General features: G+C 63.0%; 19 protein-coding genes. 10 read left to right on the top strand and 9 right to left on the bottom strand.

Annotated elements, in window-relative coordinates; translation table 11 throughout:
• Nucleotides 1–46: 46 nt before the first annotated feature.
• The 4 genes from HX815_RS29040 to HX815_RS29025 form a co-directional block, all read right to left on the bottom strand.
• A complete protein-coding gene (locus HX815_RS29040) occupies nucleotides 47–1,558 on the bottom strand; it encodes an MDR family MFS transporter (protein WP_177029340.1) in 1,512 nt (503 codons plus the stop codon).
• Nucleotides 1,548–2,678: an HlyD family secretion protein gene (locus HX815_RS29035; RefSeq protein WP_087695350.1), complete on the bottom strand. Its 1,131-nt coding sequence runs from the start codon at nucleotides 2,676–2,678 to the stop codon at nucleotides 1,548–1,550. The genes HX815_RS29040 and HX815_RS29035 overlap by 11 nt, the downstream gene beginning before the upstream one ends.
• On the bottom strand, nucleotides 2,675–4,123 hold the full coding sequence (locus tag HX815_RS29030; RefSeq protein ID WP_177029339.1) for an efflux transporter outer membrane subunit: 1,449 nt from the start codon (nucleotides 4,121–4,123) through the stop codon (nucleotides 2,675–2,677). The genes HX815_RS29035 and HX815_RS29030 overlap by 4 nt, the downstream gene beginning before the upstream one ends.
• Before the next feature lie 114 nt (nucleotides 4,124–4,237).
• Complete coding sequence (locus HX815_RS29025) at nucleotides 4,238–4,981, bottom strand: helix-turn-helix domain-containing protein (protein ID WP_003208174.1); 744 nt, start codon at nucleotides 4,979–4,981, stop codon at nucleotides 4,238–4,240.
• Between the two features lie 161 nt (nucleotides 4,982–5,142).
• Here HX815_RS29025 and HX815_RS29020 point away from each other — a divergent pair, with 161 nt between their 5' ends.
• The 4 genes from HX815_RS29020 (at nucleotide 5,143) to HX815_RS29005 (ending at nucleotide 9,725) form a co-directional block, all read left to right on the top strand.
• Entirely contained in the window at nucleotides 5,143–5,943 is an 801-nt protein-coding gene (locus tag HX815_RS29020; protein WP_003208175.1) for a glucose 1-dehydrogenase, read from the top strand.
• Nucleotides 5,936–7,762 (top strand): glycoside hydrolase family 15 protein, encoded by a 1,827-nt coding sequence (locus tag HX815_RS29015; RefSeq protein WP_177029338.1) that lies wholly within the window; start codon nucleotides 5,936–5,938, stop codon nucleotides 7,760–7,762. Before HX815_RS29020 ends, HX815_RS29015 begins: the two co-directional genes overlap by 8 nt.
• Before the next feature lie 136 nt (nucleotides 7,763–7,898).
• Entirely contained in the window at nucleotides 7,899–8,360 is a 462-nt protein-coding gene (locus HX815_RS29010; RefSeq protein WP_177029337.1) for a cysteine hydrolase family protein, read from the top strand.
• Between the two features lie 456 nt (nucleotides 8,361–8,816).
• Nucleotides 8,817–9,725, top strand: coding sequence for an alpha/beta fold hydrolase (locus tag HX815_RS29005; protein WP_032899294.1), 909 nt, complete (start codon nucleotides 8,817–8,819; stop codon nucleotides 9,723–9,725).
• On the opposite strand, the gene HX815_RS29000 is transcribed toward HX815_RS29005, so the two are convergent.
• The 3 genes from HX815_RS29000 to HX815_RS28990 all read right to left on the bottom strand — a co-directional run bounded on the left by HX815_RS29000 (nucleotide 9,703) and on the right by HX815_RS28990 (nucleotide 13,582).
• Nucleotides 9,703–11,898: an ATP-binding protein gene (locus HX815_RS29000; RefSeq protein WP_177029336.1), complete on the bottom strand. Its 2,196-nt coding sequence runs from the start codon at nucleotides 11,896–11,898 to the stop codon at nucleotides 9,703–9,705. The two genes, HX815_RS29005 and HX815_RS29000, sit on opposite strands and share 23 nt — an antisense overlap.
• Complete coding sequence (locus tag HX815_RS28995) at nucleotides 11,895–12,482, bottom strand: biliverdin-producing heme oxygenase (protein WP_043225183.1); 588 nt, start codon at nucleotides 12,480–12,482, stop codon at nucleotides 11,895–11,897. The genes HX815_RS29000 and HX815_RS28995 overlap by 4 nt, the downstream gene beginning before the upstream one ends.
• 131 nt (nucleotides 12,483–12,613) lie before the next feature.
• Nucleotides 12,614–13,582 carry a GlxA family transcriptional regulator gene (locus HX815_RS28990; protein ID WP_003208189.1) on the bottom strand — a complete coding sequence of 323 codons (969 nt, stop codon included), beginning with the start codon at nucleotides 13,580–13,582 and terminating at the stop codon, nucleotides 12,614–12,616.
• A 90-nt stretch (nucleotides 13,583–13,672) separates the two neighbouring features.
• Here HX815_RS28990 and inhA point away from each other — a divergent pair, with 90 nt between their 5' ends.
• Nucleotides 13,673–14,353 carry an isonitrile hydratase gene (inhA, locus tag HX815_RS28985; RefSeq protein ID WP_102369581.1) on the top strand — a complete coding sequence of 227 codons (681 nt, stop codon included), beginning with the start codon at nucleotides 13,673–13,675 and terminating at the stop codon, nucleotides 14,351–14,353.
• On the opposite strand, the gene HX815_RS28980 is transcribed toward inhA, so the two are convergent.
• Nucleotides 14,350–14,691 (bottom strand): antibiotic biosynthesis monooxygenase, encoded by a 342-nt coding sequence (locus HX815_RS28980; RefSeq protein WP_003208192.1) that lies wholly within the window; start codon nucleotides 14,689–14,691, stop codon nucleotides 14,350–14,352. The two genes, inhA and HX815_RS28980, sit on opposite strands and share 4 nt — an antisense overlap.
• A gap of 27 nt (nucleotides 14,692–14,718) precedes the next feature.
• A complete protein-coding gene (locus HX815_RS28975) occupies nucleotides 14,719–15,348 on the bottom strand; it encodes a LysE family translocator (protein ID WP_177029335.1) in 630 nt (209 codons plus the stop codon).
• A gap of 94 nt (nucleotides 15,349–15,442) precedes the next feature.
• Here HX815_RS28975 and HX815_RS28970 point away from each other — a divergent pair, with 94 nt between their 5' ends.
• From HX815_RS28970 to HX815_RS28950, 5 genes are all read left to right on the top strand, one after another.
• Nucleotides 15,443–16,768 carry a PLP-dependent aminotransferase family protein gene (locus HX815_RS28970; RefSeq protein ID WP_003208195.1) on the top strand — a complete coding sequence of 442 codons (1,326 nt, stop codon included), beginning with the start codon at nucleotides 15,443–15,445 and terminating at the stop codon, nucleotides 16,766–16,768.
• Nucleotides 16,769–17,066: 298 nt separating this feature from the next.
• Entirely contained in the window at nucleotides 17,067–17,369 is a 303-nt protein-coding gene (locus tag HX815_RS28965; RefSeq protein WP_003208197.1) for a DUF6124 family protein, read from the top strand.
• A gap of 129 nt (nucleotides 17,370–17,498) precedes the next feature.
• Nucleotides 17,499–18,014, top strand: a complete 516-nt coding sequence (locus tag HX815_RS28960) for a sigma-70 family RNA polymerase sigma factor (protein ID WP_102369583.1) — start codon at nucleotides 17,499–17,501, stop codon at nucleotides 18,012–18,014.
• Entirely contained in the window at nucleotides 18,001–18,960 is a 960-nt protein-coding gene (locus HX815_RS28955; protein WP_177029334.1) for a FecR domain-containing protein, read from the top strand. The genes HX815_RS28960 and HX815_RS28955 overlap by 14 nt, the downstream gene beginning before the upstream one ends.
• 105 nt (nucleotides 18,961–19,065) lie before the next feature.
• A complete protein-coding gene (locus HX815_RS28950) occupies nucleotides 19,066–21,552 on the top strand; it encodes a TonB-dependent receptor (RefSeq protein WP_008434551.1) in 2,487 nt (828 codons plus the stop codon).
• The last annotated feature ends 344 nt before the right edge of the window (nucleotides 21,553–21,896 follow it).

The raw sequence follows: 21,896 nt of genomic DNA, 5'->3' as shown, positions 1-21,896 counted from the left end.
TAAACCACGCTGGCCGAACGCCGGAAAGTCAACCACAGCACTGCCCCTAGATACGCCGCAACATCAACGCCGCCACCCCACACGCCGCCAACGCCACGCACGCCAGAAAGAACGCATCACTGTAAGCCATCAAAAACGCCTGATGACGAACACTCTGGTCCAGCAGGTTCAGCACCACCTGATGTTCCGGCAATTGATCCTGCAGCACCCCGCCACCGGGAAGCTGCTGTTGCAAGGTCGGGTCAAACAGCGTCACCGACTCGCCAATACGCGCCGAATGCACCCGCTCGCGCACCACCACCAATTGCGCCAGCAGCGCCGTGCCAACCGCGCCCCCCAGGTTGCGCAGCATCGAGAACACCGCCGACGCCGACCCCGCCTGCGCCTTGGCCAGCCCATGCACCGCAAGCACCGACAACGCCACCATGATCAGCGGCTGGCCCATGCCGCGTACCACGATCGAGGGCACGATCACATTGCTGGCGCTGTCCGCCGACAAGTGCGCACCCATCCAGCAGCCCAAAGCCATGATCGCGAACCCCGAAGCCACCAGCATTTTGGCGCTGACCCACTTCATCAGGCGCGGCAAAAACGGCGCCATGATCAGTTGCACCAGACCATACGCGATCAGGCTCACGCCAATTTCGCTGGCGTTGTAGTGCTGCAATTGCGACAGGTAGTTGGGCACCAGGAACACCAGGCCATAGGTACTGGCGCCGAAGATAAACATCGCCACGCTGGCCACCCCAAAGTTGTAGTGGCCCAACAGTCGCAGGTTGATAAAGGCGTGCGCGCCCCATAATTGCCGGGCAACGAAGCCGATCAGGCCCACCACCGCCAGCAGTGTCATCCACACGATAAAGGGCGAGCCGAACCAGTCCTTGCGACCGCCCTCCTCCAGCACGATCTGCAACGCGCCCAGGCCCAGCACCATGCAGCCGATACCCAGCCAGTCGCCCTGGCGCAGCAGGCCCAGCTGCATCGGCTGGCGGTCAATGGACCAGGCCACCGCCGCCAGCAACGCGATCCCCGGGAACAGTTGCAGGTAGAAGATCCAGCGCCAGGAATAGGCATCGGTCAGCCAGCCGCCAATCGACGGCCCGGCGGCCTGGGCCACACTGTTGGCCAGGCTGAACAAGGCCATGCCCAGCGGGATCTTGCTGGGCGGCAGCTCGGTGATGATCAGTTGGAATGACAAGGGAATCAGCACCGCCCCGGCCGCGCCCTGCACCACCCGGATCAGGATCATCACTTGCAGGTTGGGCGACAGCGAACACGCCACCGAGGCCACCAGGAATATCCCCGAGCCCCACAACATCACCCGGCGCAGGGAAAACACCTGCACCAGCCACGCGGTGAGGGGAATCATGATGATCTCCGCCACCAGGTAAGCGGTGGAAATCCACGAACCCTCCTCAAACGTCGCGCCCAGTGCACCTTCGATTTCCGGCAGTGCGGCGCTGGTGACGTGCACGTTCATCCCGGCCATGAAGCAGCCGAACAGCCCGCCGATCACCGCGACCCAGGCGCGAAACGGCACACGCCCTTCAGCCTCCATGGACGTGCTCCTGGCTGGCGGCAGGGCGGGTGTCAACCGTGGCAATCACCGACATGCCCGGCAGTACCCGCGACTCACCGGGTTCCAGGCGAATCTTTACCGGAAACCGCTGGACGATCTTGGTGAAGTTGCCGGTGGCGTTGTCCGGCGGCAACAGCGCGAACACCGCACCGGAGCCGGGGGCGATGCTTTCCACTTTGCCGTGCCAATGTGCGCCGGCAAAACTGTCCACCGCGATTTCCACCGACTGCCCCGGCGCCATGTGCTGCAACTGGGTTTCCTTGTAGTTGGCAATCACATAGGCCTGCTCCACCGGCACCACAGCCAACAGCGGCAGGCCGGGCATCACGTATTGCTGGCGCCGGACCTTGCGCTGGCCCACCACGCCGTCAAAAGGCGCGCGGATCTCGGTGTCCTTCAACGCATTGCGGGCCAGCGCGAGGTTGGCCTGGGCCTCGCCGATGCGTGCCTGATGCTCGACGATTTGCGCCTGCACCTGTTGCCGGCGTGCCTGCAAGACCTGCAACTGCGCCTGCTGCCGCGCGACTTGGGCGCTGGCCTGGGCCAGGGCCGCCTGGGCCTTGGCCTGGCTGGCGCTGACGGTTTCCAGGTGCTGGGCGCTGGCCACCTGTTGCGCGACCAGTTCACGATAACGCTGGTAATCGAGCCGCGCGCGCCGGGCTTCGGCCTCGCCACTGCTCAGTTCCGCCCGGGCCTGGGCGATGCGTTGCTGTTGCTCGCCCATTTGCGCGTCGAGGGTTTGCACCGATGCCTGCTGTGCGCTCGCTGCTGCTTGCGCCTGTTGCAGTTGCGCCTGGGCGCTGTTCAGACGCTCGGTGAAATCCCGGTCGTCGATACGCACCAGTACATCGCCGGCCTTGACCGGCTGGTTGTCTTCCACCAGTACCTGGGCCACATACCCGGCAATCCGTGGGCTGATGGCGACCCAATCGGCGCGTACATAGGCATCATCGGTTTCTTCCAGAAAACGCCCCCACTGCCACCAATACCCGGCAAAGGCTGCCAGCCCCAGCAACGTAGCGAGCGATGCAGTGGTCACCAGGGCGCGACGATGGCGTTGCATAACGGTCAGGCGAATGGGTTCAACAGCCTGGTTCATGGTTTGGCTCCATTGACAGCGACAGATAAGGGGGCGGTTGGATCGTCACGCTGCCAGCCGCCACCGAGGGCCTGGAACAGGTCGATCTGGCGGTTGATCAAGCGCAGGTCGGACTCGGCCACGCGGGCTTCAAGGCCCACCAGGCTGCGTTCGCTGTCCAGCAGTTGCAGGGCATCCAGCGCGCCGGAATGGTAGCTGCGGGAGGCCAGGTCGAAGGCGCGGCGGTTGTTGTCCAGGGCGGCGGCCAGGGCCTGCCCACGCTGCTGTTCGCCCTGGTACAGGGCCATGGCCTGCTCCACCTGCTTCAGTGCGTTGAGCACCGTACCGTCAAACCGTGCCAGGGCCTGGCGCGCTTCGGCCTGGCTCTGCCTGACCCGCGCCTGGGCGACCTGCCGGTTGGGAAAGCGCCAGGACACCAGCGGCCCGACGGAATACACCGTGGCGTAGCGGTCCCCGAGTTTGCCCAGGCTGCTGGCGGACGAACCGAGCATCGCGCCGAAGGTGATCCGCGGGTAAAGCTCGGCGCGGGACAGGCCCACCGTCAAGGTGGCTGCGCGCAATTGCCCTTCGGCGCGGCGGATGTCCGGCCGCCGTTGCACCAGTGCCCAACCCTCGCCCACCGGCAAAGGCGCCTGCAACTGCGGCGCCTGGGTACAGCTGCGTGGCGTGACCTGCTCCGGCGGCAACCCGCTGAGCACGGCCAACTCATACAGCGCGCTGCTGCGCCGGGCCGTGAACATCGGCAACGGTGCCCGGGTTTCTTCCAGCAACCCTTGCAGGCGCGCCAGGTCGAGTTGCGTGGCCGCGCCGGCCTTTTGCAGCTTCTGCGTGACCGCGACGCTCTGCTCCAACAACTGCACCGAGTGCGCCTGCACCTGTTCGCGCACACCATAGACGCAGGCCTGGGCATAGGCGCGCGCCGTCTGCGCGGCCACCGTCACCCGCAGCTCATCCTCCAGCGCCCGCGCCACCTGGGCATCCGCCCGTGCCGCAGCGATGCGATAACGCACCTCGCCCCACAAATCGAGGGTGTAGTTCAGGGAAAACTCAGGGGTGTGGCTCCATTCGGCACCGGCATGACGGTTAGTCGCCTGGGCCAGCGTCTGGTCATCGCGGCTGCGACCGTAGGCCAGGCCATAATCCAGGGAAGTCGACGGCAGGCGCTCGCCGTCTGCCTGTTCCAGCTGCGCCAGCAACGCATCGACATGGGCGGCGGCGGCTTCGAGGTCTTTGTTCTGGTGCAGGGCCCGCGCCACCAGGGCGTCCAGTTGCGGGTCGCGGTACAGCTGCCACCAACGGGCGGGCAACGCCTCGGCCGACTCGGCGGAGAGCCGCGGTGCAGGCTGCGCCGTGACGGTCGACGGTTGACCGGGCACACCAGTGCACCCGGCCAGCACACTCAACAGGGCGATGGGCATCCATGGGTGAAAAGAAGGGCTGTGCATCACAAGGCTCGCTCAAGAAGGAGCCTTGCAGATTAGGCAGATGGCCTGTCCGATTCGCCCGCGTCAGGGCCATGTATCGTCGCTAAACGGACAATAGCGTTACCTGACGCAACACTAAACTCCGGGCCGAAAATGACTTGGCGGATAACCCAGCGACTTGCGAAACATCGCGCTGAACGCACTCGGGCTCTGGTAACCATGCTCCAGCGCCACCTCCAGGATCGACACGCCCTGGGCCAGCAACTTCAAGCTCAGGGCCAACCGCGCACGCTTGCGCCATTCACCGAAACTCATGCCCAACTCCCGCTGGAACACCCGGCTCAGGGTGCGGGCGCTCATGTTCAGGCTGTCGGCCCAGGATTCCAGGCTGCTGTCGTCAGAAGGGTTGCGGATGAAATGCGTGCACAGCCTGGCCAGCCGTGCTTCGCCGGGCACCGGCACGTGCATCGCCACAACCGGCGCGGCGAGCAGTTCCATGCGGATCAACTCGATCATGGCCTGCAGACGCGGGCTGTGGTGCCCGGCAATCTGCGTGGCGGCGACGATCAGCTCCCGCAGCAATGCCGACACTTCAATCACCTGGCAGGTGCGCCCCAGCCCCGGCTCGGCCTCGGGCATCAGGAACAGCGTGCGCATATGCACCTCGCCGGCCATGCGGATCTCATGCGGGGTGCCGGCCGGCACCCACAACGCATGCCCGGACGGCACCAGCCAACTGCCCTGGGCGGTGCTGACCACCATCACCCCGGACACGCCGTGGATCAATTGCGCCTGGGCGTGGCAATGGGGATGCACCACGTCATCGTTGCGGTAGTTGTCGGCGTAGGCTTCAAGCCACGGGCGGGGTGGGCTGTTCATCGGCTGAGGTCTCGCATCAATCAAGCGTCGATTCTAGCGAAAAGTCCTGTGGCAAAAACGATAGATATAGACAGCCATCGTCGCATTCCAGACAGCCGGTGAACTTGTAGGCCGCCCCGCCAGTCAGCTAGTTGGGCACTCTGAAAAAGGTTGGGTGGGCAATGCGCATTTCGTTGGAGCAACAAGTGGCGCTGGTGACTGGCGCCAGTTCCGGAATCGGCGCGGGGGCCGCCAAGGCCCTGGCCGAGGCCGGAGCCGCCGTGGTACTGAACTACAACGCCCAGGCGGCGCCCGCTGAAGCACTGGCGGCGCAGATCAACGCCAACGGCGGCCGGGCCATTGCGATTGGCGCCGACGTGTCGAAAGAGGCCGATGTGGAGCGCCTGTTTGCCCAGACCCTTGATGCCTTCGGGCACTTGGACATCCTGGTGGCCAACTCGGGCATGCAGAAAGACGCCGCTGCCGTGGACATGACCCTCGACGACTGGAACACCGTGATCGGCGTCAACCTCACCGGCCAGTTCCTCTGCGCCCGCGCCGCGTTGCGCATCTTCAACCGCCAGGGCATCCGCGAAGGTGTTTCCCGGGCTGCCGGGAAGATTATCCACATGAGTTCGGTGCACCAGGTGATTCCCTGGGCCGGGCACGTGAACTACGCCGCGTCCAAGGGCGGCGTGGAAATGCTGATGCGCACCCTGGCCCAGGAAGTCAGCCAGCAGCGCATCCGCATCAACGGCGTTGCGCCGGGAGCGATCCGCACGGCCATCAACCGCGCCGCCACCGAAGGCGCGGCCGAAGTGGAACTGCTCAAGTTGATTCCCTATGGCCGCGTGGGTGACGTCGAAGACGTGGCCAACGCGGTGGTGTGGCTGGCCAGTGATGCCTCCGACTACGTGGTGGGCAGCACCCTGTTCATTGATGGCGGCATGAGCCTTTATCCGGAGTTTCGTGGCAATGGTTGATCTGAAAAACGAACCACAAAGTGCCGTTGATGCCCACGGCATCATCGGCGACATGCGCAGTGCAGCGCTGGTGAACGACAAAGGCAGCATCGATTTTTTCTGCTGGCCGGAGTTCGACAGCCCCTCCATCTTTTGCTCATTGCTGGACTCCCCCGCCGCCGGCATCTTCCAGCTCACGCCGGACCTGCCCGACGCCCGCCGCGAGCAGATCTACCTGCCCGACACCAACGTGCTGCAAACCCGCTGGTTGAGTAATGACGCGGTGGTGGAAATTACCGATTTCTTGACCGTCAGTGAAGAAGTTGACGACCTGCCGATCCTGATTCGGCGGGTGCGGGTGGTCAGCGGCAAAGCGAGCATCCATATGCGCTGCGCAGTGCGACATGACTACGCCCGCGCCCAGACCCGGGCCACTCAAGATGACGGCGACGTGTTGTTTGAGGCCGCAGACCAACCCGGCCTGCGCCTGACCAGCAGCCACACCCTGCAGTTGGATGGCGACGCTGCCGTAGCATCCTTTGAACTCGGCCAGGAAGAAGGCGCCGAGTTTGTCCTCGGCGGGCTGGACGATGCCCGAGTCAAAAACGACTGCACCGACCTGTGCCTGGAGCGCACCCTGAAGTTCTGGCGCGGCTGGATTTCCCAATCCAACTACCGTGGGCGCTGGCGCGAGATGGTCAATCGTTCGGCCCTGGCCTTGAAGCTTTTGACCTCGCGCAAACACGGTGCAATCCTCGCCGCCGCCACCTTCGGCCTGCCGGAAACACCCGGCGGCGAGCGCAACTGGGACTACCGCTACACCTGGATCCGCGACGCCTCGTTCACCGTCTACGCGTTCATGCGCCTGGGGTTTATCGAGGAAGCCAACGGCTACATGCGCTGGTTGAAAGGCCGGGTGGGTGACTGCTGCGATCAGCCGATGAAAATCAACATCCTGTACGGCATCGACGGCCGCCAGGAACTGCCGGAAACCGAGCTGAGCCACCTCAGCGGCCACGGCGGCGCGCAACCGGTGCGCATCGGCAACGAGGCGTACGACCAGGTGCAACTGGATATCTACGGCGAGTTGATGGACGCGGTATACCTGGTCAACAAATACGGTGAGGCCATCTCCCATGAGGGCTGGAAACACACGGTGGAAGTAGCCGACCAGGTCTGCGAAACCTGGAACCACAAAGACGTCGGCATCTGGGAAATGCGCGGTGAGCAGCATCACTTCCTGCACTCAAGGCTGATGTGCTGGGTGGCGCTGGACCGGGCGATTCGACTGGCGTCCAAGCGCTCGCTACCGGCGCCGTTTGCCCGTTGGGACCAGACTCGCCAGGCGATTTATGCCGATATCTGGAGCAACTTCTGGAACGAAGAACGCGGCCACTTCGTGCAGCATATCGGCAGCACCGCGCTGGATGGCTCGATGCTGTTGATGCCACTGGTGCGCTTCGTTGCGGCGACAGACCCGCGCTGGTTGTCGACACTGGAGGCGATCCAGAAAAGCCTGGTGCGTGACGGCATGGTCTACCGCTACCGCAACGACGACAGCCAGATTGATGGGCTACAAGGCACCGAGGGCGCGTTTGCAGCGTGCTCGTTCTGGTACGTGGAATGCCTGGCCCGGGCCGGGCAAGTGGAGAAGGCGCATCTGGAGTTTGAACAGTTGCTGCGCTATGCCAACCCGCTGGGGTTGTATGCCGAAGAGTTTGATAACCAGGCACGGCATTTGGGGAATACGCCGCAGGCGTTGAGCCATTTGGCGCTGATCAGCGCGGCAACGTTCCTGGACCGGAAGTTGAGTGGGGTGAAGACGGTTTGGCAGCCTTGAGCCCGAGCACAATCTGAAGGCAATTGAGTAACCTTGTGGGAGCTGGCTTGCCTGCTCCCACATGACCGCGCCAGACTTGGAGACGAGGTGTACCCGGTGCACAATGCGTGGTCCTTCGATCTATACCAGGATGCCAATGCGCCAAGTCCTACTGATCATCGATGTACAACCCTCCTTCGCCCCGCCCGACTGGCTGGTAATCGGCATCAACGCCCTGCTGGGTCGCATGCCGTCAGCGGCCACCGTAGAGCGCCACGACGAAAACATAACCCCCTTCGCTCGCCAACTCGGCTGGCAACCGGCGCCCGACGACGACAGCCTGATCGCCGCTGACCATATCTTCATCAAACACGGCTATGCGCCCACGCCCGAGACCATCAGCCACCTGAAAAGCCTCGCGCCGGACCGAGTGCTGGTGTGTGGCATCCAGACTGATACCTGTGTGCTGGCGGCCGGGTTTGCGTTGTTTGATGCCGGATTACAGCCCACGCTGATCAGCGATTTGACCGTGGGTTCGTCGCTGGATTGCTCGGGGAAACTGGGCGCGGATTTGTGGCGGCATCACTTTAAAGACGTCATCACCCACGCAGAGATTTAAGTCAGCCCCTCACTGTGGCGAGGGAGCTTGCTCCCGTTGGGTCGCGAAGCGGCCCTAAAAAGCTCAACGCCATCTAACTCAAAGAACACAGTCAACAAAACCTGGGGCTGCTGCGCAGCCCAACGGGAGCAAGCTCCCTCGCCACAGGTTGTTTGGCAAACACCATCGTTGACACAAGGCTCGTATTGATCGGCGCTCTGCCGACGCATTACTCGGCGTCACTGCCAGCCTGGTCGCCGACGGGAACATCAGTCACGTTAGAGGCCACGTTGTATCGCGGGCCAATGGAAGTCGAGGGCGGCGAGTGGATGTGCCAGGTGCGCGACCCTTGGGGTAATTGCATCGGCTTGCGCCAGGCCGGTCTAGACAAGTCAAGCAATTGCAGCCTTTCGAACCACACTCGGTAACCCGCTTGGTCTACAGTTCCAACACTTTCCCTCCACCCTCGGAGCCTCCATGCCTACCCTTCACATCCGCACGCCCATGCTCGATATCGCTTACGAAACCCATGGCCCGGAAGGCGGTGAGGTGGTGATCCTGCTGCATGGCTTCCCCTACGACCCTCGCGGCTATGACGAGATCGCCCCGGTGGTCGCCGCACGTGGCTACCGGGTATTGGTGCCATACCTGCGCGGCTATGGCCCGACGCGCTTTATCAACGATCAGGTGATGCGCTCCGGCCAACAAGCAGCGCTGGCCAAGGATTTGCTGGATTTCATGGATGCCCTGTCCATCGAAAAAGCCACGCTGGTGGGCTATGACTGGGGCGGACGCGCGGCGTGTATCGTTGCGGCGCTTTGGCCTGAACGGGTGCGCGGCCTGGTGACGGGCGATGGCTACAACATTCAGGATATCGCTGCGTCGACCAAGCCTCGGGCGCCGGAAACAGAACATCGGCTGTGGTATCAGTTTTACCTTCATACCCAACGCGGCGTCGACGGCTTGACCGCCAATCGTCGCGAGTTCTGCCAGTTGCTCTGGGCGCTCTGGTCGCCGTCCTGGGCCGAAGGGCCGAGCCTGTATGGCAAGACAGCGCCTTCGTTTGATAACCCGGATTTTGTCGAGGTGGTGGTCCATTCCTACCGGCACCGCTTCATGTACGCACCGGGTGACCCGGCGCTGGAAAGCATCGAGCAGGCCCTGGTGCAGCCACCGCCGATTTCAGTACCGAGCATCTCGTTGTGCGGCGCTGATGACGGCGTAGGTCCGGCTCCGGTTGAAGATGACGACCTGGAAAATTTCAGCGGGTTTTATCGGCGCGAGGTGTTGGCCGGCGTGGGCCACAACATTCCCCAGGAGGCGCCCCAGGCAACCCTTGAGGCGATCTTCGAGCTGCTGAGCCTCAGCCCCCAGCCGAAATCCTGAAGCTGAACACGCTGCCCTGCCCCATCACGCTTTCAGCCCACAGGGTGCCGCCGTGGGCTTCGACGATGCCGTGGGAGATGTACAACCCCAGCCCGCTGCCGGTGGGGTTGCCCTCGCGTGAGGTCCAGTAGCGGTCGAAAATATACGGCAGTTGCGCCGGGTCGATGCCGATGCCGTTGTCGCATACCCGAAACAGCACTTCGTCCCCCGCCGCCTCGGCAATCACCTCGATCACTCCGCCCACCGGGGTGAATTTCAGGGCGTTGCCCAGCAAGTTGGAAAACACCTGGAACAAGCGCTCCGGGTCGGCCTGGGCACTCAGCCCGTCCACTGAGCGCCAAGTCAGGTCCACACCCTTGGCAGCCGCCAGCGGTTGCCACATCGAACAGATCTGATCCAGGGTTGCCGCCACATCGAGTCGTTGCAGCGAAACGCTGTAGCGCCCGGCCTCGATGCGCGAAATATCGATCAGGTCTTCCAGCAGCGTGTTCATGCGGGCGGTGGCGTTTTGCATGGTTTCAATCGCGGTGGAGAGGCGCCGGTTCGCCTTGTTGTCCTCGGCGGGCACCATGCTGCGCATCATGCCGCATTGCATCAGCAGGATGGTCAGCGGGCTGCGCAGGTCATGGGAGACCACCGCCACCAGCTCGTCACGCGCCCGCACCGCAGCATGTTCGCGTTGCACCTGGCGCGCCAGGTCATGCTCCAGGGCATTGCGCCGCAGGCTCTCCGCCGCCTGTAGCTCCGACAGCGACCAATACAGCGCCTTGCCATCGACCTGCTGCTTCCACAACTCAAACGACAGGCGCGGGCTCAAGGTCGTGCTGCCCGGTTCCTGATGTTTGACCGGCTGGCCGCTCCACTCCACCGAGGACTGGACCTCCGGGCGAAACCACATCACCGCGTTGTCCACCGGCTTGGGCAGGCAGAACGCCAACAGGCCGCTGGCATGGGCCTGGTAGGCCGCCGCCGGGGGAAAGTCCACCGACAATTGATGGCTGTGCACCACGCCTTTGCCCTGTCCGCGCACCCACTGGTACAAGGCGTGGATTTCAGCACGTGCAGGGCAAACGCCGAACACATGCAGGCGCTCTTCCACCCGTATCGCCAGGCCACCGGCTGCGGTCAGGTTCAGCAGCGTTTGCGCATAGGGCAACAGGCTTTCCATCACATCGCACTGGTCCGCGGTCATGGCGGCGACCAACTCTTCGACCATGGCGGCCTTGTCACGTTGTTGGCGGCGCTCCTGCTGCTCCTGGAGCAACGTGATCTGCATCGACAACAACTGGCCGATGCTGGTGCACGCCGTGCGCAGTTCATGGGGCACGCGCAACGGCTCACGGTGACCACAGGTGATCAGGCCCCAGAGCTGGTCGTCCTTGAGCAGCGAAATGCTCATGGAGGAACGCACGCCCATGTTCTTCAAATAATGGCAGTGCACCGGGGACACGCTGCGCAACACGGCGAAGCTGAGGTCCAGGGGCTGGCCGTTGTCGGGGCGCAGGGCCGGCAGGATCGGCACCGGCTGGTACTCGGCGTCGGGAATCGCGCGGATCCAGTTCAGCCGGTACAGCTCGCGTGCCTGGGGCGGGATGTCCGACGCGGGAAAACATAATCCCAGGTACGGCTGCATGCCGTCGCTGAGGGCCTCGCCAATCACTTTGCCGTGGCCTTCCTGCTCGAAGCGGTACAAGGTGACCCGGTCATAACCGGTGAGGCTACGAATCTCGGTCACGCTGATCTGGTACAAGCTGTCGAGCGTCTTGGCCGACTGCAAGCGGCGCAGCGTTCGGGACAGCTGCTTCACAGCGCTGTGCTCAAGCGTGAGGCTCCGCTCCAGTTCGAGAAACAGCAGGCCTTGATGACGATGCAGCAGGATGTCGTAGGCGTAGCCATCCAGCGTCAGTTGATGCACGTCCTCCTCAAAGGCGTCCAGGTCTGCCAGGGCACGACTCACCTGTACTGCCGCTTCGCTGCCCAGCACACTGGCCAGCGCCTGGCCCGACAGGCGTTGCGCGTCCAGGCCCAGCGCGACGCTCAGGTTGCTGCTGGCTTGCAGCACCTCAAGCGCCGGTTCGCTCAGCGTCAACAACAACCCGTGAGGCTGGATCGAGCCGGGGATATGGATGGGCTCGCTGGCGCAATCGTCGATCAGCGTATCGACCGTGGTCATCGCAGCACCCCGCAGCGGTCCAGCCACTGCTCGAAACACAGGAAGGTCGACTCGGCGACCTTCACCGCCTCCACGCGCTCGTACGCGGTTCGCAGCGGGTAAAGGCACGCCATAAAGCGCTGCCACAGGGCGCTGGTCTCGGCCCCGTACACATTCATGAACGCGCCGCCATTGGTGGAGCCCACGCCAATCTTGATCTCGATCAGGTCGCGCAACACCTGGCCGCCGAGGGTGGCGCCTTCCAGCACATAGAGGGCGCCCAAGGCCTGGGCCACGTTGGTGATGGCGGGCAGTTCGGGGCATATCGGCAAGGCATCGATCTGCAGGTTTTCCAGGCCCAGCGCCCGCAAATCCGCCTGCAAGTACGGAGTTTTGCTGCGCCGCCCCCACTCCAGGTCCGGGATGATCTCGCCCCACGGCGCCAGGGCGCGCTCCAGCGGTTGATAGAAGCCGTAGTAGGCGCTCATCAACTCGCGGTACAACGCCAGGTCCATGCGGGAAAACGGCAGACGGGTATCGAGGCGTCGGTGCAGCGCAGCGGTCGCCGCACGTAGTTCGACAAGGACAGGAGGTAGTGAATTCATGAGCTGTGCGCACGCCGGGAAGGTTCAAAACCGCGACGTAGAGGCCTGGGATCAAGACACTGCGCAATGGACTGTGAGTAACATAGCACCTTGATACAAAAACGTACCTATTCGTTCAAACAGGCTCGACCTCAACCGGGTGAGGAAAACCGTTCACGGTAGGCCTGGGGTGTGATCGATACCGCTCGCAGGAAGCTGCGGCGCATGGTTTCTTCGCAGCCAAAGCCGCAGTGCACGGCGATGCGCTTGATCGACGCGCTGCCGTCCGCCAATTGCCGGCGGGCGGTTTCCACACGGATCAATTCGACGGCCCTTGCCGGCGTCTGGCCGGTTTCGGCGCGGTAGTGGCGCACGAAGCTGCGCTCGCTCATGCCCGCCTGGGCGGCCAGTGTGGCAACATTCAAATCGAGGGTCAGGTGTTCGGCGATCCAGGCGTGCAGCTCCGCAAAACGGCTACCGCCCTTTTGCAGGGACAACGTCACGCTGAACTGCGATTGCCCACCGGGGCGCTTGAGAAACACCACCAGGTGCCGCGCCACTTCCAGGGCCACGGCGCGACCCAGGTCCTCCTCCACCAGCGCCAGGCACAAGTCGATACCGGCGGTCACGCCGGCGGAGGTCCATAGGTTGCCCTGCTGGATGAAAATCGGATTGGCCTCCACCGTCAGCTGTGGGTACTTGCGCGCGAGTTCTTCGCAGCGCGTCCAGTGGGTCACCACGCGGCGGCCGTCGAGCAAACCGCTGGCGGCCAGCAGAAAGGCGCCGGTACACACCGAAGTCATGCGTCGGGCCTGGGTGGCTTTTTGCCGAACCCAGTCCACCAGCGCCGGGTCTTCGGCGGCGCCGTACACCCCCCAGCCGCCGGCAATCACCAGTGTGTCGCACGGAGCATCGGCAGGCGGCAGTGGCTCGGCCACCAGGGCCAGGCCCGCCGAGGTCATCACCGGCTCGGCCTGCGCGGCGATCACACTGACCGCATAGGGCAACGGCAAGCCCTGCTGGCGCGCCAGGTCATTGGCCGAGGCAAATACTTGCAAGGGCCCGGTGACGTCGAGCACCTGCACATTGGGAAAGGCGAGCACGTTGATGATTCTGGGCATGTTGGCGTAATTCGTGGGCTCAATGGCGTATGCGCCAAAGCCTAGGTGACTAGAGTGAAGCCGTCCATCCCTTTATCAGGAGCAGTCCCCATGACCTTGCAGATCGGCTTTTTGTTGTTCCCCGGCATCCAGCAACTGGACCTCACCGGGCCCTACGACGTGTTGGGATCGCTGCCGGATGTGAAACTGCACCTGGTGTGGAAGGACCTCGCGCCGGTCACCTCCAGCACCGGCTTGGTATTTACCCCCAGCACCACTTATGACGAGTGCCCGACGCTGGACGTGATTTGCGTGCCCGGCGGTTCTGGCGTCGGGGCATTGATGGAGGATGAGCAGACCCTGGCGTTTCTCAAGACACAGGCCCAGACTGCGCGCTATGTGACATCGGTGTGCACCGGCTCCCTGGTGCTGGGTGCCGCGGGCTTGCTGCGCGGGCGTCGCGCGACCACTCACTGGGCCTACCACGACCTGCTCGCACCGCTCGGTGCGATCCCGGTGCAGGAGCGCGTGGTGCGTGACGGCAACCTGTTGACCGGTGGCGGGATTACCGCCGGGATCGACTTTGCCCTCACCCTGGCCGCCGAGCTGTACAGCGAGGCGGCAGCGCAACTGGTGCAGTTGCAGATTGAGTACGCCCCGGCGCCGCCGTTCAATGCTGGCCGGCCGGAAACCGCACCGCCGCATGTACTGGAAGAAGCCCGCAAGCGCACCGCCGAGTCGCGCAAGACCCGGGGTGAAATCGTGGCACGGGCGGCGGCCAGGTTGGGTTAAGCGTTCGCCCGCCCGTGGCGGTCGGCGGGCACCAGATGCCCGATCGTGCCGTCCCCATACGCCCGTTCCACTTTGGAAATCACCACGTGATAACCGCCGTACCAGCGCCGGTATAGACGCTTGGCTTCCAGGTGGGTCGGGTGGCTGGCAAAGGCGCGAATGGAGGCCTCGTCACGCCAGTAATAACTGGCGTTGATCAACCCGCCATCCGCCGAACGCCACGACTCGGCCCCCACGTATCCCGGCAGCCTTGCTGCCAGTGCGTCGATCAGATTCGTGAGGCGCTGGAACTCGTCATCCCGTTCGCCGGGCTTGTAGATAAAGGCTGCGATGTACATGGGTAACGTCCTTTTATGAGTGATGTTTCACGTCGGGCGAGACATCAATGCCAAGCGCACGGCCAGCACCATCAGCACGGTTGCCAGGCCCCATTTCTGTAAGCCTGCGCTCCCCGGTTTGCCGGCAAAAAACCGGCTAACCGCCCCGCCAAAAATTCCCAGCACGGCATGAAACACACCGCTGATCAGCGTCAGGATGATCCCCAGTTGCACCAGTTGCAGCGCGATGGGGCCCGCCTCGGGGCTGACGAATTGCGGCAGGAACACCATGAAAAACAGCAGCGCCTTGGGGTTGAGCAAACTGTTGAGCATTGCCCGCGCAAACACCCGGCCCAGCGGCACGCGGCTGACGTGGGCCGTGTCCAGGGCGGGCGTTTTCTGCAGGGTCTTGAACACCAGCCACAGCAGGTACAACACCCCGGCGTAGCGAATCAGGTCGAAGGCCGGCGGCCAGCTGGCGACCAGAGCGGTCACGCCGGTTGCGGTCAGTACCGTGAGCAGCAGGTCCGCCACGCTGATGCCCAACCCGGATGCCACCCCGCCACGCCAGCCATAGGTCACACCGTGGCTGATGACGAAGGCCATGTTCGGGCCCGGGGATAACAACAGCAGCAGGACTGCGCCAGAGAACACAGCCAGGGTTGCGAGGTCGATCATGCTCAAGCCATCAGCCGGGAAAGCCTGTAGATTAATCAGCCCACCTGATACAAACAAAAAATTGATCTAGATACACTTTGCACAGGAACGCACCATGGCTCAGGTTCGCTACAAACTGATCGTCGATGAACTGGCCACGCGGATTCGCGCCGGACAGTTGCCGCCGGGCACCCAGTTGCCGACCCTGCGTAGCCTGATGAACAGCCATCGCATCGCCCTCGCCACTGCCTTGCGGGTGTACAGCGAACTGGAGGCCAGCGGCCTGGTGGTGGGTGAACCGGGACGCGGGACGTTTGTGCGCGACACCACGTTGCTGCGGGGCATGGGCCTGGTGCAACAACCGCTGCAACCGGGCACCGTGGACCTGAGCCTCAACTACCCCTCGTTGCCGGGCCAGGCCGAGATGCTGCGCGACGGTTTGCGTGCCATTGCCGCCTCGGGCGACCTCGATGCGCTGCTGCATTCCGCCCCGCAGGGTGGCCGCGCCCATGAACGACAGACCGCCGCGCGGCACCTGCGCAATCGGCAGATTCGCGTGAGTGGCGAGCAAGTGCTGATCGTCAACGGTGCGCAACAAGGCCTCGCCGTCAGCCTGATGGCGCTGCTGCAACCGGGGGATGTATTGGCGGTGGATGCGCTGACGTATCCCGGGTTGAAAACCCTGGCCCAGTCCCAGCGCATCGACCTGGAGCCGCTGCCGCAACCGGCTGGGCATACGGATCTGGATGCGCTGGAGGCTTTGTGCAAACGGCGCCCGGTGCGGGCTTTTTATTGCATGCCCACGTTGCACAATCCGCTGGGCACAGTGATGGTTGAAGCCGACCGCGAGCGCCTTGCAGCGTTGGCTGAACGCTACGATTTTCTACTGATCGAAGACGGCGCCTACGCCTTTCTCGCCGAGCCCGCACCGAAGCCGTTGTTTACTTATGCACCGCTGCGCACGGTGTATGTGTCTGGCCTTTCGAAGAGTGTGGCGTCGGGGTTGCGGGTGGGGTTTATCGTCGCGCCCAAGGCGTGGGTGCCGGCGCTGGAGCAAGCGATCCGTGTCTCGACCTGGAGCACGCCGACGCTCACGGTGAACCTGGCGTGCCGCTGGATAGAATCCGGTGCAGTGGATGCACTGGAAGAGCACAAGCGCCAGGATGCGCGCCAACGCCAGGCGCTGGCCCGGGAGGTCTTGCGAGGGTGTGAGGTGATTGCGCATCCGGCGTCGTATTACCTGTGGCTGGTGTTGCCGGAAGGTCTGCGGGCGGATGCAGTGGTGGCTGCGCTTGAGGGCCAGGGTGTGCGGGTCACCAGTGCCGAGCCGTTTGCCTGTACGGCCCATGTGCCGCATGCGTTGCGGGTGGCGCTGGGGTCGATTGACTTGGCGACGTTGAGAATAGCCTTGGGGAAAATTCGCGAGGCAATTCGGATATGAATAAAGGGCCAGCAGGGTAAATCCCTTTGATTTGCGGGACATTTCCGAGACAATCTTTCGGCCTTGTGCCCATTGGAACCTGTGGCTAGTCTTCGCCCCGTCACTGCTCATCAGTGATCGGGTTTAGTCGCCCGGGTCTTACATGGCGCATGGTTCTCATGAAGTTTTATGGTGGCTATGCGTAGGGCGCCTTCGGGTGCGCCGGTTTTCCATGTGGCCGGTCGACTAACCTGCGCATAGCCGCCACCCTCGTTTAGTCGCGACGGGTGTCAGCTCCTAAAACATATGGAGTTACACCATGAATAAACCCGTCCCCGACCCACCCATCGACCTGCTCAAAAACCGCGCGGCCTTCAATCGCGCCCTCGAACACTACCTGCCTTCCCAGGGCTTCCATACCGTCAACGAAGACCTGAGCTTCGAAGACTCCCTGCTCTACACCGCCAGCCTGCTCAGCAGCGCCTCGGCCACCGCTCTAGACTGCGGCGAACTGCTGCAAAGCCCCGAGCGGGCAAAGTTGCTGGCGGTGTGGCATTTACTGGAAATTGCCAAGACCACCGTCGACCGCTCGATTGAGTGTTTGCACCTGCGCAAGGCTTAGCCGCAACCCCGTCAAGCCTGTGTGGGTTTGTGCATCCGGCCAAATCCACACGGCAACGATTGCCCAATCCTCTGGCCAACGCATAGAATGCGAACCGTTATCAATTAAGACGCCCGCGCCAGGATGCCCATGTCGAGCGACCACCCACTGGATCATGCCGCCATCGGCCAGCTCTACCATGCCCATCATTCCTGGCTGCGCGGCTGGTTGAGCCGGCGTACGGGCTGCCGTGAGCACGCCGCCGACCTGGCGCAGGAAACCTTCGTGCGCCTGCTCAATGCGCGCAAGCAGCAAGCCTTGCTGCAACCCCGGGCCTACCTGAGCAGCATCGCCCGCAGCCTGATGATCGACCAGTATCGCCGCCGCGAACTGGAGCGTGCCTATCTGGAGAGTCTCGCGCATTTCCCGCAAGTCGAGGTGCCGTCGGAAGAAACCCGCCTGCTGATCCTCGACAGCCTGGAGCGCATCGACCGCCTGCTGGACCAACTCAAGCCACGGGTGCGCGAAGCGTTTTTGCTGGCGCAACTGGACGGCCTGACCTGCCAACAGATCGCCTTGCGCCTGGGGGTGTCCAAGGCCACCGTGGAGCGCGACCTGGCCAAGGCACTGCATGCCTGTTATCGGTTGCGTTATGCCGAAGGCTAATCCGCCATTGGTGGACCAGGCGATCCAGTGGATGATCAAGCTGCGGTTCAATATTGCCGATGACGCCACCACCGCTGCCTTCGAACGCTGGCTTGAAACCAGTGGCGATCACCAGCAGGCCTGGCAACGGGTCTCGTCGATGAGTGACGAGTTTGCGCAGTTGCCGGCACAGGTCGGCCGCCATGCCTTGCAAGGTGCCCGCCAACGCATCAGCCGCCGTGAAGGGTTGAAGTTGCTCGGGCTGTTCGCCGGTGCCGCAGGGCTGACATGGTTCGGCCGCGGCTACACGCCATTGCCCGGCCTGCTGGCCGACTACCGCACCGCCACCGGAGAGCGGCGTTGGGTCGCCCTCGACGATGGCAGCCGTATCCAGCTCAACAGTGCCAGCGCCATCGACACAGTCTTCAACACCGAAAGACGTCTGGTGCAGTTGCGCCAAGGTGAAATCCTGATCGACATGGGCGCCGACGGTAGCGCGCCACGGCCCTTCTGGGTGCAAACCCGCGACGGTTATCTGCGCGCCTTGGGCACCCGGTTCATGGTGCGCGAGGAGCCCCACGGCACCTTGCTCGCCGTGCAAAAAGGCAGCGTCGCGGTATTCGCCGACAGCCATCAGGCCAGCGCACGTGGGGTGATACAGCCCGGCGAGCAGGTGCTGTTTGATCGAAACGGCTTGCGTCCACCCGCCACCACGGGCCTGGATCCCTGGGCCTGGAGCGACGGTGTGATCAGCGCTCACAACATGCGTCTGGACGATTTCCTCGCGGAGCTGAGCCGTTACCGCACTGGGCTGGTGCGCTGCAGCGAAGCGGTCGCCGGCCTGCGTGTGTCCGGGACTTACCAGTTGGACGATACCGATCAGGTCCTGACCCTGGTGGCACAGGCACTGTCGGTGAACATCACCTATCGCAGCCGTTATTGGGTGACCGTCGCAGCTCGTGCATGACCTTCCGAAAATAAATGAGGTGAATTCTCATCTTCGCTCGACCTGTAAGGAAAGGCCGATCAACAGGCCGATTCTGTCCACTTCCTTCAGGAGCATTCCGCGGTCATGCAAGCGTTCCCCTCCAAGCGTTCTCCCCTCAAGCATGCGGTGCACGCCGCCCTGCTCGGTGCCTGCCTGAACGGCAGCGCCCTGCCCCTGGCGGTCATGGCGCAAACGCCTGTCAGCGACACCCAGGCCCGTGACTGGAACATTGCACCCGGCCCATTGGCCACGGTGCTCGACCAGTTTGCGCGCCAGGCGAGTATCAGCCTGTCCTATGACGCCACCAGCGTCGCCGGCAAGACCAGCCCCGGCCTCAACGGCGCACTGGACAGCCAACAGGCCTTGAGCCAATTGATCCAGGGCCAGGGTTTGCAAGCCCAGCGCCAGAGCAACAACACCTGGCTGCTGTTGCCGCAAGTCGCGGACACCGGCGCGCTGAACCTGGGCGCCACCACCGTGACCGGCGAACACCTCGGCGTCACCACTGACGGCAGCGGTTCCTACACCACCGGCGCGGTGACCATCGGCAAGGGCGCCCACAGCCTGCGGGAAACACCGCAATCGGTCAGCGTCATGACCCGCAAGCTGATCGACGACCAGAACATCACCACCATCGATCAATTACTGGAACACACCCCGGGCATCACCACCTACGACTCACCTATGGGTGGCAAGTATTTCTATTCCCGTGGTTTCAAGATGCTCGGCCAATACCAGTTCGACGGTGTGCCGTTGGACATCGGCAAAGACTACGTACAGGCCGACAGCTTCACCGCCAACATGGCGATCTATGACCGGGTGGAAGTGCTCAAGGGCGCGGCCGGTATGCTCAAGGGCGCCGGCACCGCCAGTGGTGCGGTGAACTTCGTGCGCAAGCGGCCACAAGACAAACCCACCACCAGCCTGTCGCTGTCTGCCGGCACCTGGGACAACTACCGCGCCGACGTCGATACCGGCGGCCCGCTCAATGATAGCGGCACCGTACGCGGCCGCGCCGTGGTCAGCCAACAGAACCGTGGCTCGTACATGGACGTCTCCAAGCGCCAGGACCAAGCTGTCTACCTCGCACTGGATGTTGACCTCTCGCCTGACACCACCCTGGGCATCGGTGCCAGCTACGAAGATGTCGATGCAACGCCCTGCTGGGGCGGTGTGCCGCGCTACAGCGACGGCAAGAGCATCGGCCTGAGCCGTTCCACCTGCCTGGGCCAGGCCTGGAACGACTGGCAGAGCCAACGCACTACGCTGTTTGCCGACCTCACCCACCACTTCAACGACGACTGGCAACTCAAGGTCACGGCGGTGAACAGCCGCAACCTGCAAGACATCAAATACGCCGCCAGCCAAGGCACCGTGAAGTACGGTGATCCGGCGCCAACCGCCGAGATGTACGCCGCGCTGTTTGACTACGACCACCGGGATTTCGGACTGGATGCCTACCTGGACGGTAAGTTCGAAGCGTTCGGTTTGCAGCATGAACTCATCATCGGCGCCAATGGCAGCCGTGGCACCCAGGACGATGTCTACGCGATCCGCAGCCTGCCCGACCGGCAAAGTATCTTCCTGCCCAACCACCACTTCCCGCAGCCCGCCAACGATACCTTCTGGCCCAACATGTACCGGGGCGGCACCGTCAAGGAAACCGCCACCCAGTACGGTACCTACGCCACTTTGCGCCTGAGGCTGGCCGAGCCATTGATGGTGGTGCTCGGCAGTCGCGTCAGTTGGTTCGAAAACCGCCGCCAGTCGAATAACCTCGCCTGGGGCGAATGGGCCCTGCAGGATGCACGCACCAAGGAAACCGGTGAAGTCACGCCGTTCGCCGCGGTGATCTATGACCTCGACGACAACCTTTCGGTGTACGCCAGCTACGCCGATATCTTCCAGCCACAAAGCTCCAACGCCACGGTGACCGGGGCTGCCCTCAAGCCCAAAATCGGCGAAAACTACGAGCTGGGCATCAAGGGCGAATGGTTTGAGGGGCGCCTCAACAGCTCGCTGGCATTGTTCCGCGCTATCGAGAAAAACGCCGCCGAAACCGACTACACCACCCAATGCGGTACCTCGGCAGACGGCTATTGCTACACCGACACTGGCAAGGTTCGCGCACAAGGTGTCGAAGCCGAGTTGAGTGGCGAGTTGCTGGAACGCTTGCAAGTGGCGGGCGGCTACACCTACACCCAGACCAAGAATCTCAACAACATCAACAGCGCCGCAATTGGCGCGGTCGCAAACAGCTACGTGCCGCGACACATGCTGCGCTTGTGGGGCGATTATCAGTTGGACGGCACACTGTCGAAATGGAGCGTCGGCACCGGCGTCAACGCCCAGAGCAGCAACTACCGAATTCAAGGCATCAAACTGGAACAAGCCGGTTATGCGGTATGGAATGCGCGGTTGGCGTACCGGGTTGATGACACATGGACGGTGGCGCTGAACGGTAACAATCTCTTCGACAAAAATTACTATCAGACGGTGGGAACGGCCGACTGGGGTAATTTCTACGGCGAACCGCGCAACTTCACTGTCAGTTTGAAAGGCAATTTTTAAGGCTAGTACCGCCTCAATGTGGTGACGGACTCACGTCCTCACCACTCGTCGCTTGTCCCCGAAAAACCCCGCATCCGACCTCCGTCAAAAAAAGGTTTTCCTCAGCCGCAGGAAATTTCCTAAATTTGTTCCTACACTCCAAAACGCCAGCATTTTGTTCCGGGAAAACCCGGAAATCCGACCAAGACAGTCAACAAACTGTCACGCGGAAGAGTACCTGACGTGTCTAGACCGAAGGTCTTATAAAATAGTCAAAACCTTGACGAGCGACGAAAAGGGAACCATCATTTAGCCATTACCCCGCAAATTCCCTGCAGATAGATAGGTAATTGCGTATTACCCAG

It is taken from the genome of Pseudomonas sp. E6002 (genome assembly GCF_013385565.1).
Taxonomy (GTDB): Bacteria; Pseudomonadota; Gammaproteobacteria; order Pseudomonadales; family Pseudomonadaceae; genus Aquipseudomonas.
This window is presented reverse-complemented; position numbering and strand designations above follow the sequence as displayed.

Bases quoted from the DNA above. Each gene is read 5' to 3' on its own strand.
- HX815_RS29015 (WP_177029338.1), top strand. From the start codon at position 5,936: ATGGTTGATCTGAAAAACGAACCACAAAGTGCCGTTGATGCCCACGGC.
- HX815_RS28970 (WP_003208195.1), top strand. From the start codon at position 15,443: ATGGCTCAGGTTCGCTACAAACTGATCGTCGATGAACTGGCCACGCGG.
- HX815_RS29020 (WP_003208175.1), top strand. From the start codon at position 5,143: ATGCGCATTTCGTTGGAGCAACAAGTGGCGCTGGTGACTGGCGCCAGT.
- HX815_RS28960 (WP_102369583.1), top strand. From the start codon at position 17,499: ATGTCGAGCGACCACCCACTGGATCATGCCGCCATCGGCCAGCTCTAC.
- HX815_RS29035 (WP_087695350.1), bottom strand. From the start codon at position 2,678: ATGAACCAGGCTGTTGAACCCATTCGCCTGACCGTTATGCAACGCCAT.
- HX815_RS29005 (WP_032899294.1), top strand. From the start codon at position 8,817: ATGCCTACCCTTCACATCCGCACGCCCATGCTCGATATCGCTTACGAA.
- HX815_RS28980 (WP_003208192.1), bottom strand. From the start codon at position 14,691: ATGTACATCGCAGCCTTTATCTACAAGCCCGGCGAACGGGATGACGAG.
- inhA (WP_102369581.1), top strand. From the start codon at position 13,673: ATGACCTTGCAGATCGGCTTTTTGTTGTTCCCCGGCATCCAGCAACTG.
- HX815_RS29000 (WP_177029336.1), bottom strand. From the start codon at position 11,898: ATGACCACGGTCGATACGCTGATCGACGATTGCGCCAGCGAGCCCATC.
- HX815_RS28950 (WP_008434551.1), top strand. From the start codon at position 19,066: ATGCAAGCGTTCCCCTCCAAGCGTTCTCCCCTCAAGCATGCGGTGCAC.
- HX815_RS29025 (WP_003208174.1), bottom strand. From the start codon at position 4,981: ATGAACAGCCCACCCCGCCCGTGGCTTGAAGCCTACGCCGACAACTAC.
- HX815_RS28965 (WP_003208197.1), top strand. From the start codon at position 17,067: ATGAATAAACCCGTCCCCGACCCACCCATCGACCTGCTCAAAAACCGC.
- HX815_RS28990 (WP_003208189.1), bottom strand. From the start codon at position 13,582: ATGCCCAGAATCATCAACGTGCTCGCCTTTCCCAATGTGCAGGTGCTC.
- HX815_RS28995 (WP_043225183.1), bottom strand. From the start codon at position 12,482: ATGAATTCACTACCTCCTGTCCTTGTCGAACTACGTGCGGCGACCGCT.
- HX815_RS28975 (WP_177029335.1), bottom strand. From the start codon at position 15,348: ATGATCGACCTCGCAACCCTGGCTGTGTTCTCTGGCGCAGTCCTGCTG.
- HX815_RS28955 (WP_177029334.1), top strand. From the start codon at position 18,001: ATGCCGAAGGCTAATCCGCCATTGGTGGACCAGGCGATCCAGTGGATG.
- HX815_RS29040 (WP_177029340.1), bottom strand. From the start codon at position 1,558: ATGGAGGCTGAAGGGCGTGTGCCGTTTCGCGCCTGGGTCGCGGTGATC.
- HX815_RS29030 (WP_177029339.1), bottom strand. From the start codon at position 4,123: ATGCACAGCCCTTCTTTTCACCCATGGATGCCCATCGCCCTGTTGAGT.
- HX815_RS29010 (WP_177029337.1), top strand. From the start codon at position 7,899: ATGCGCCAAGTCCTACTGATCATCGATGTACAACCCTCCTTCGCCCCG.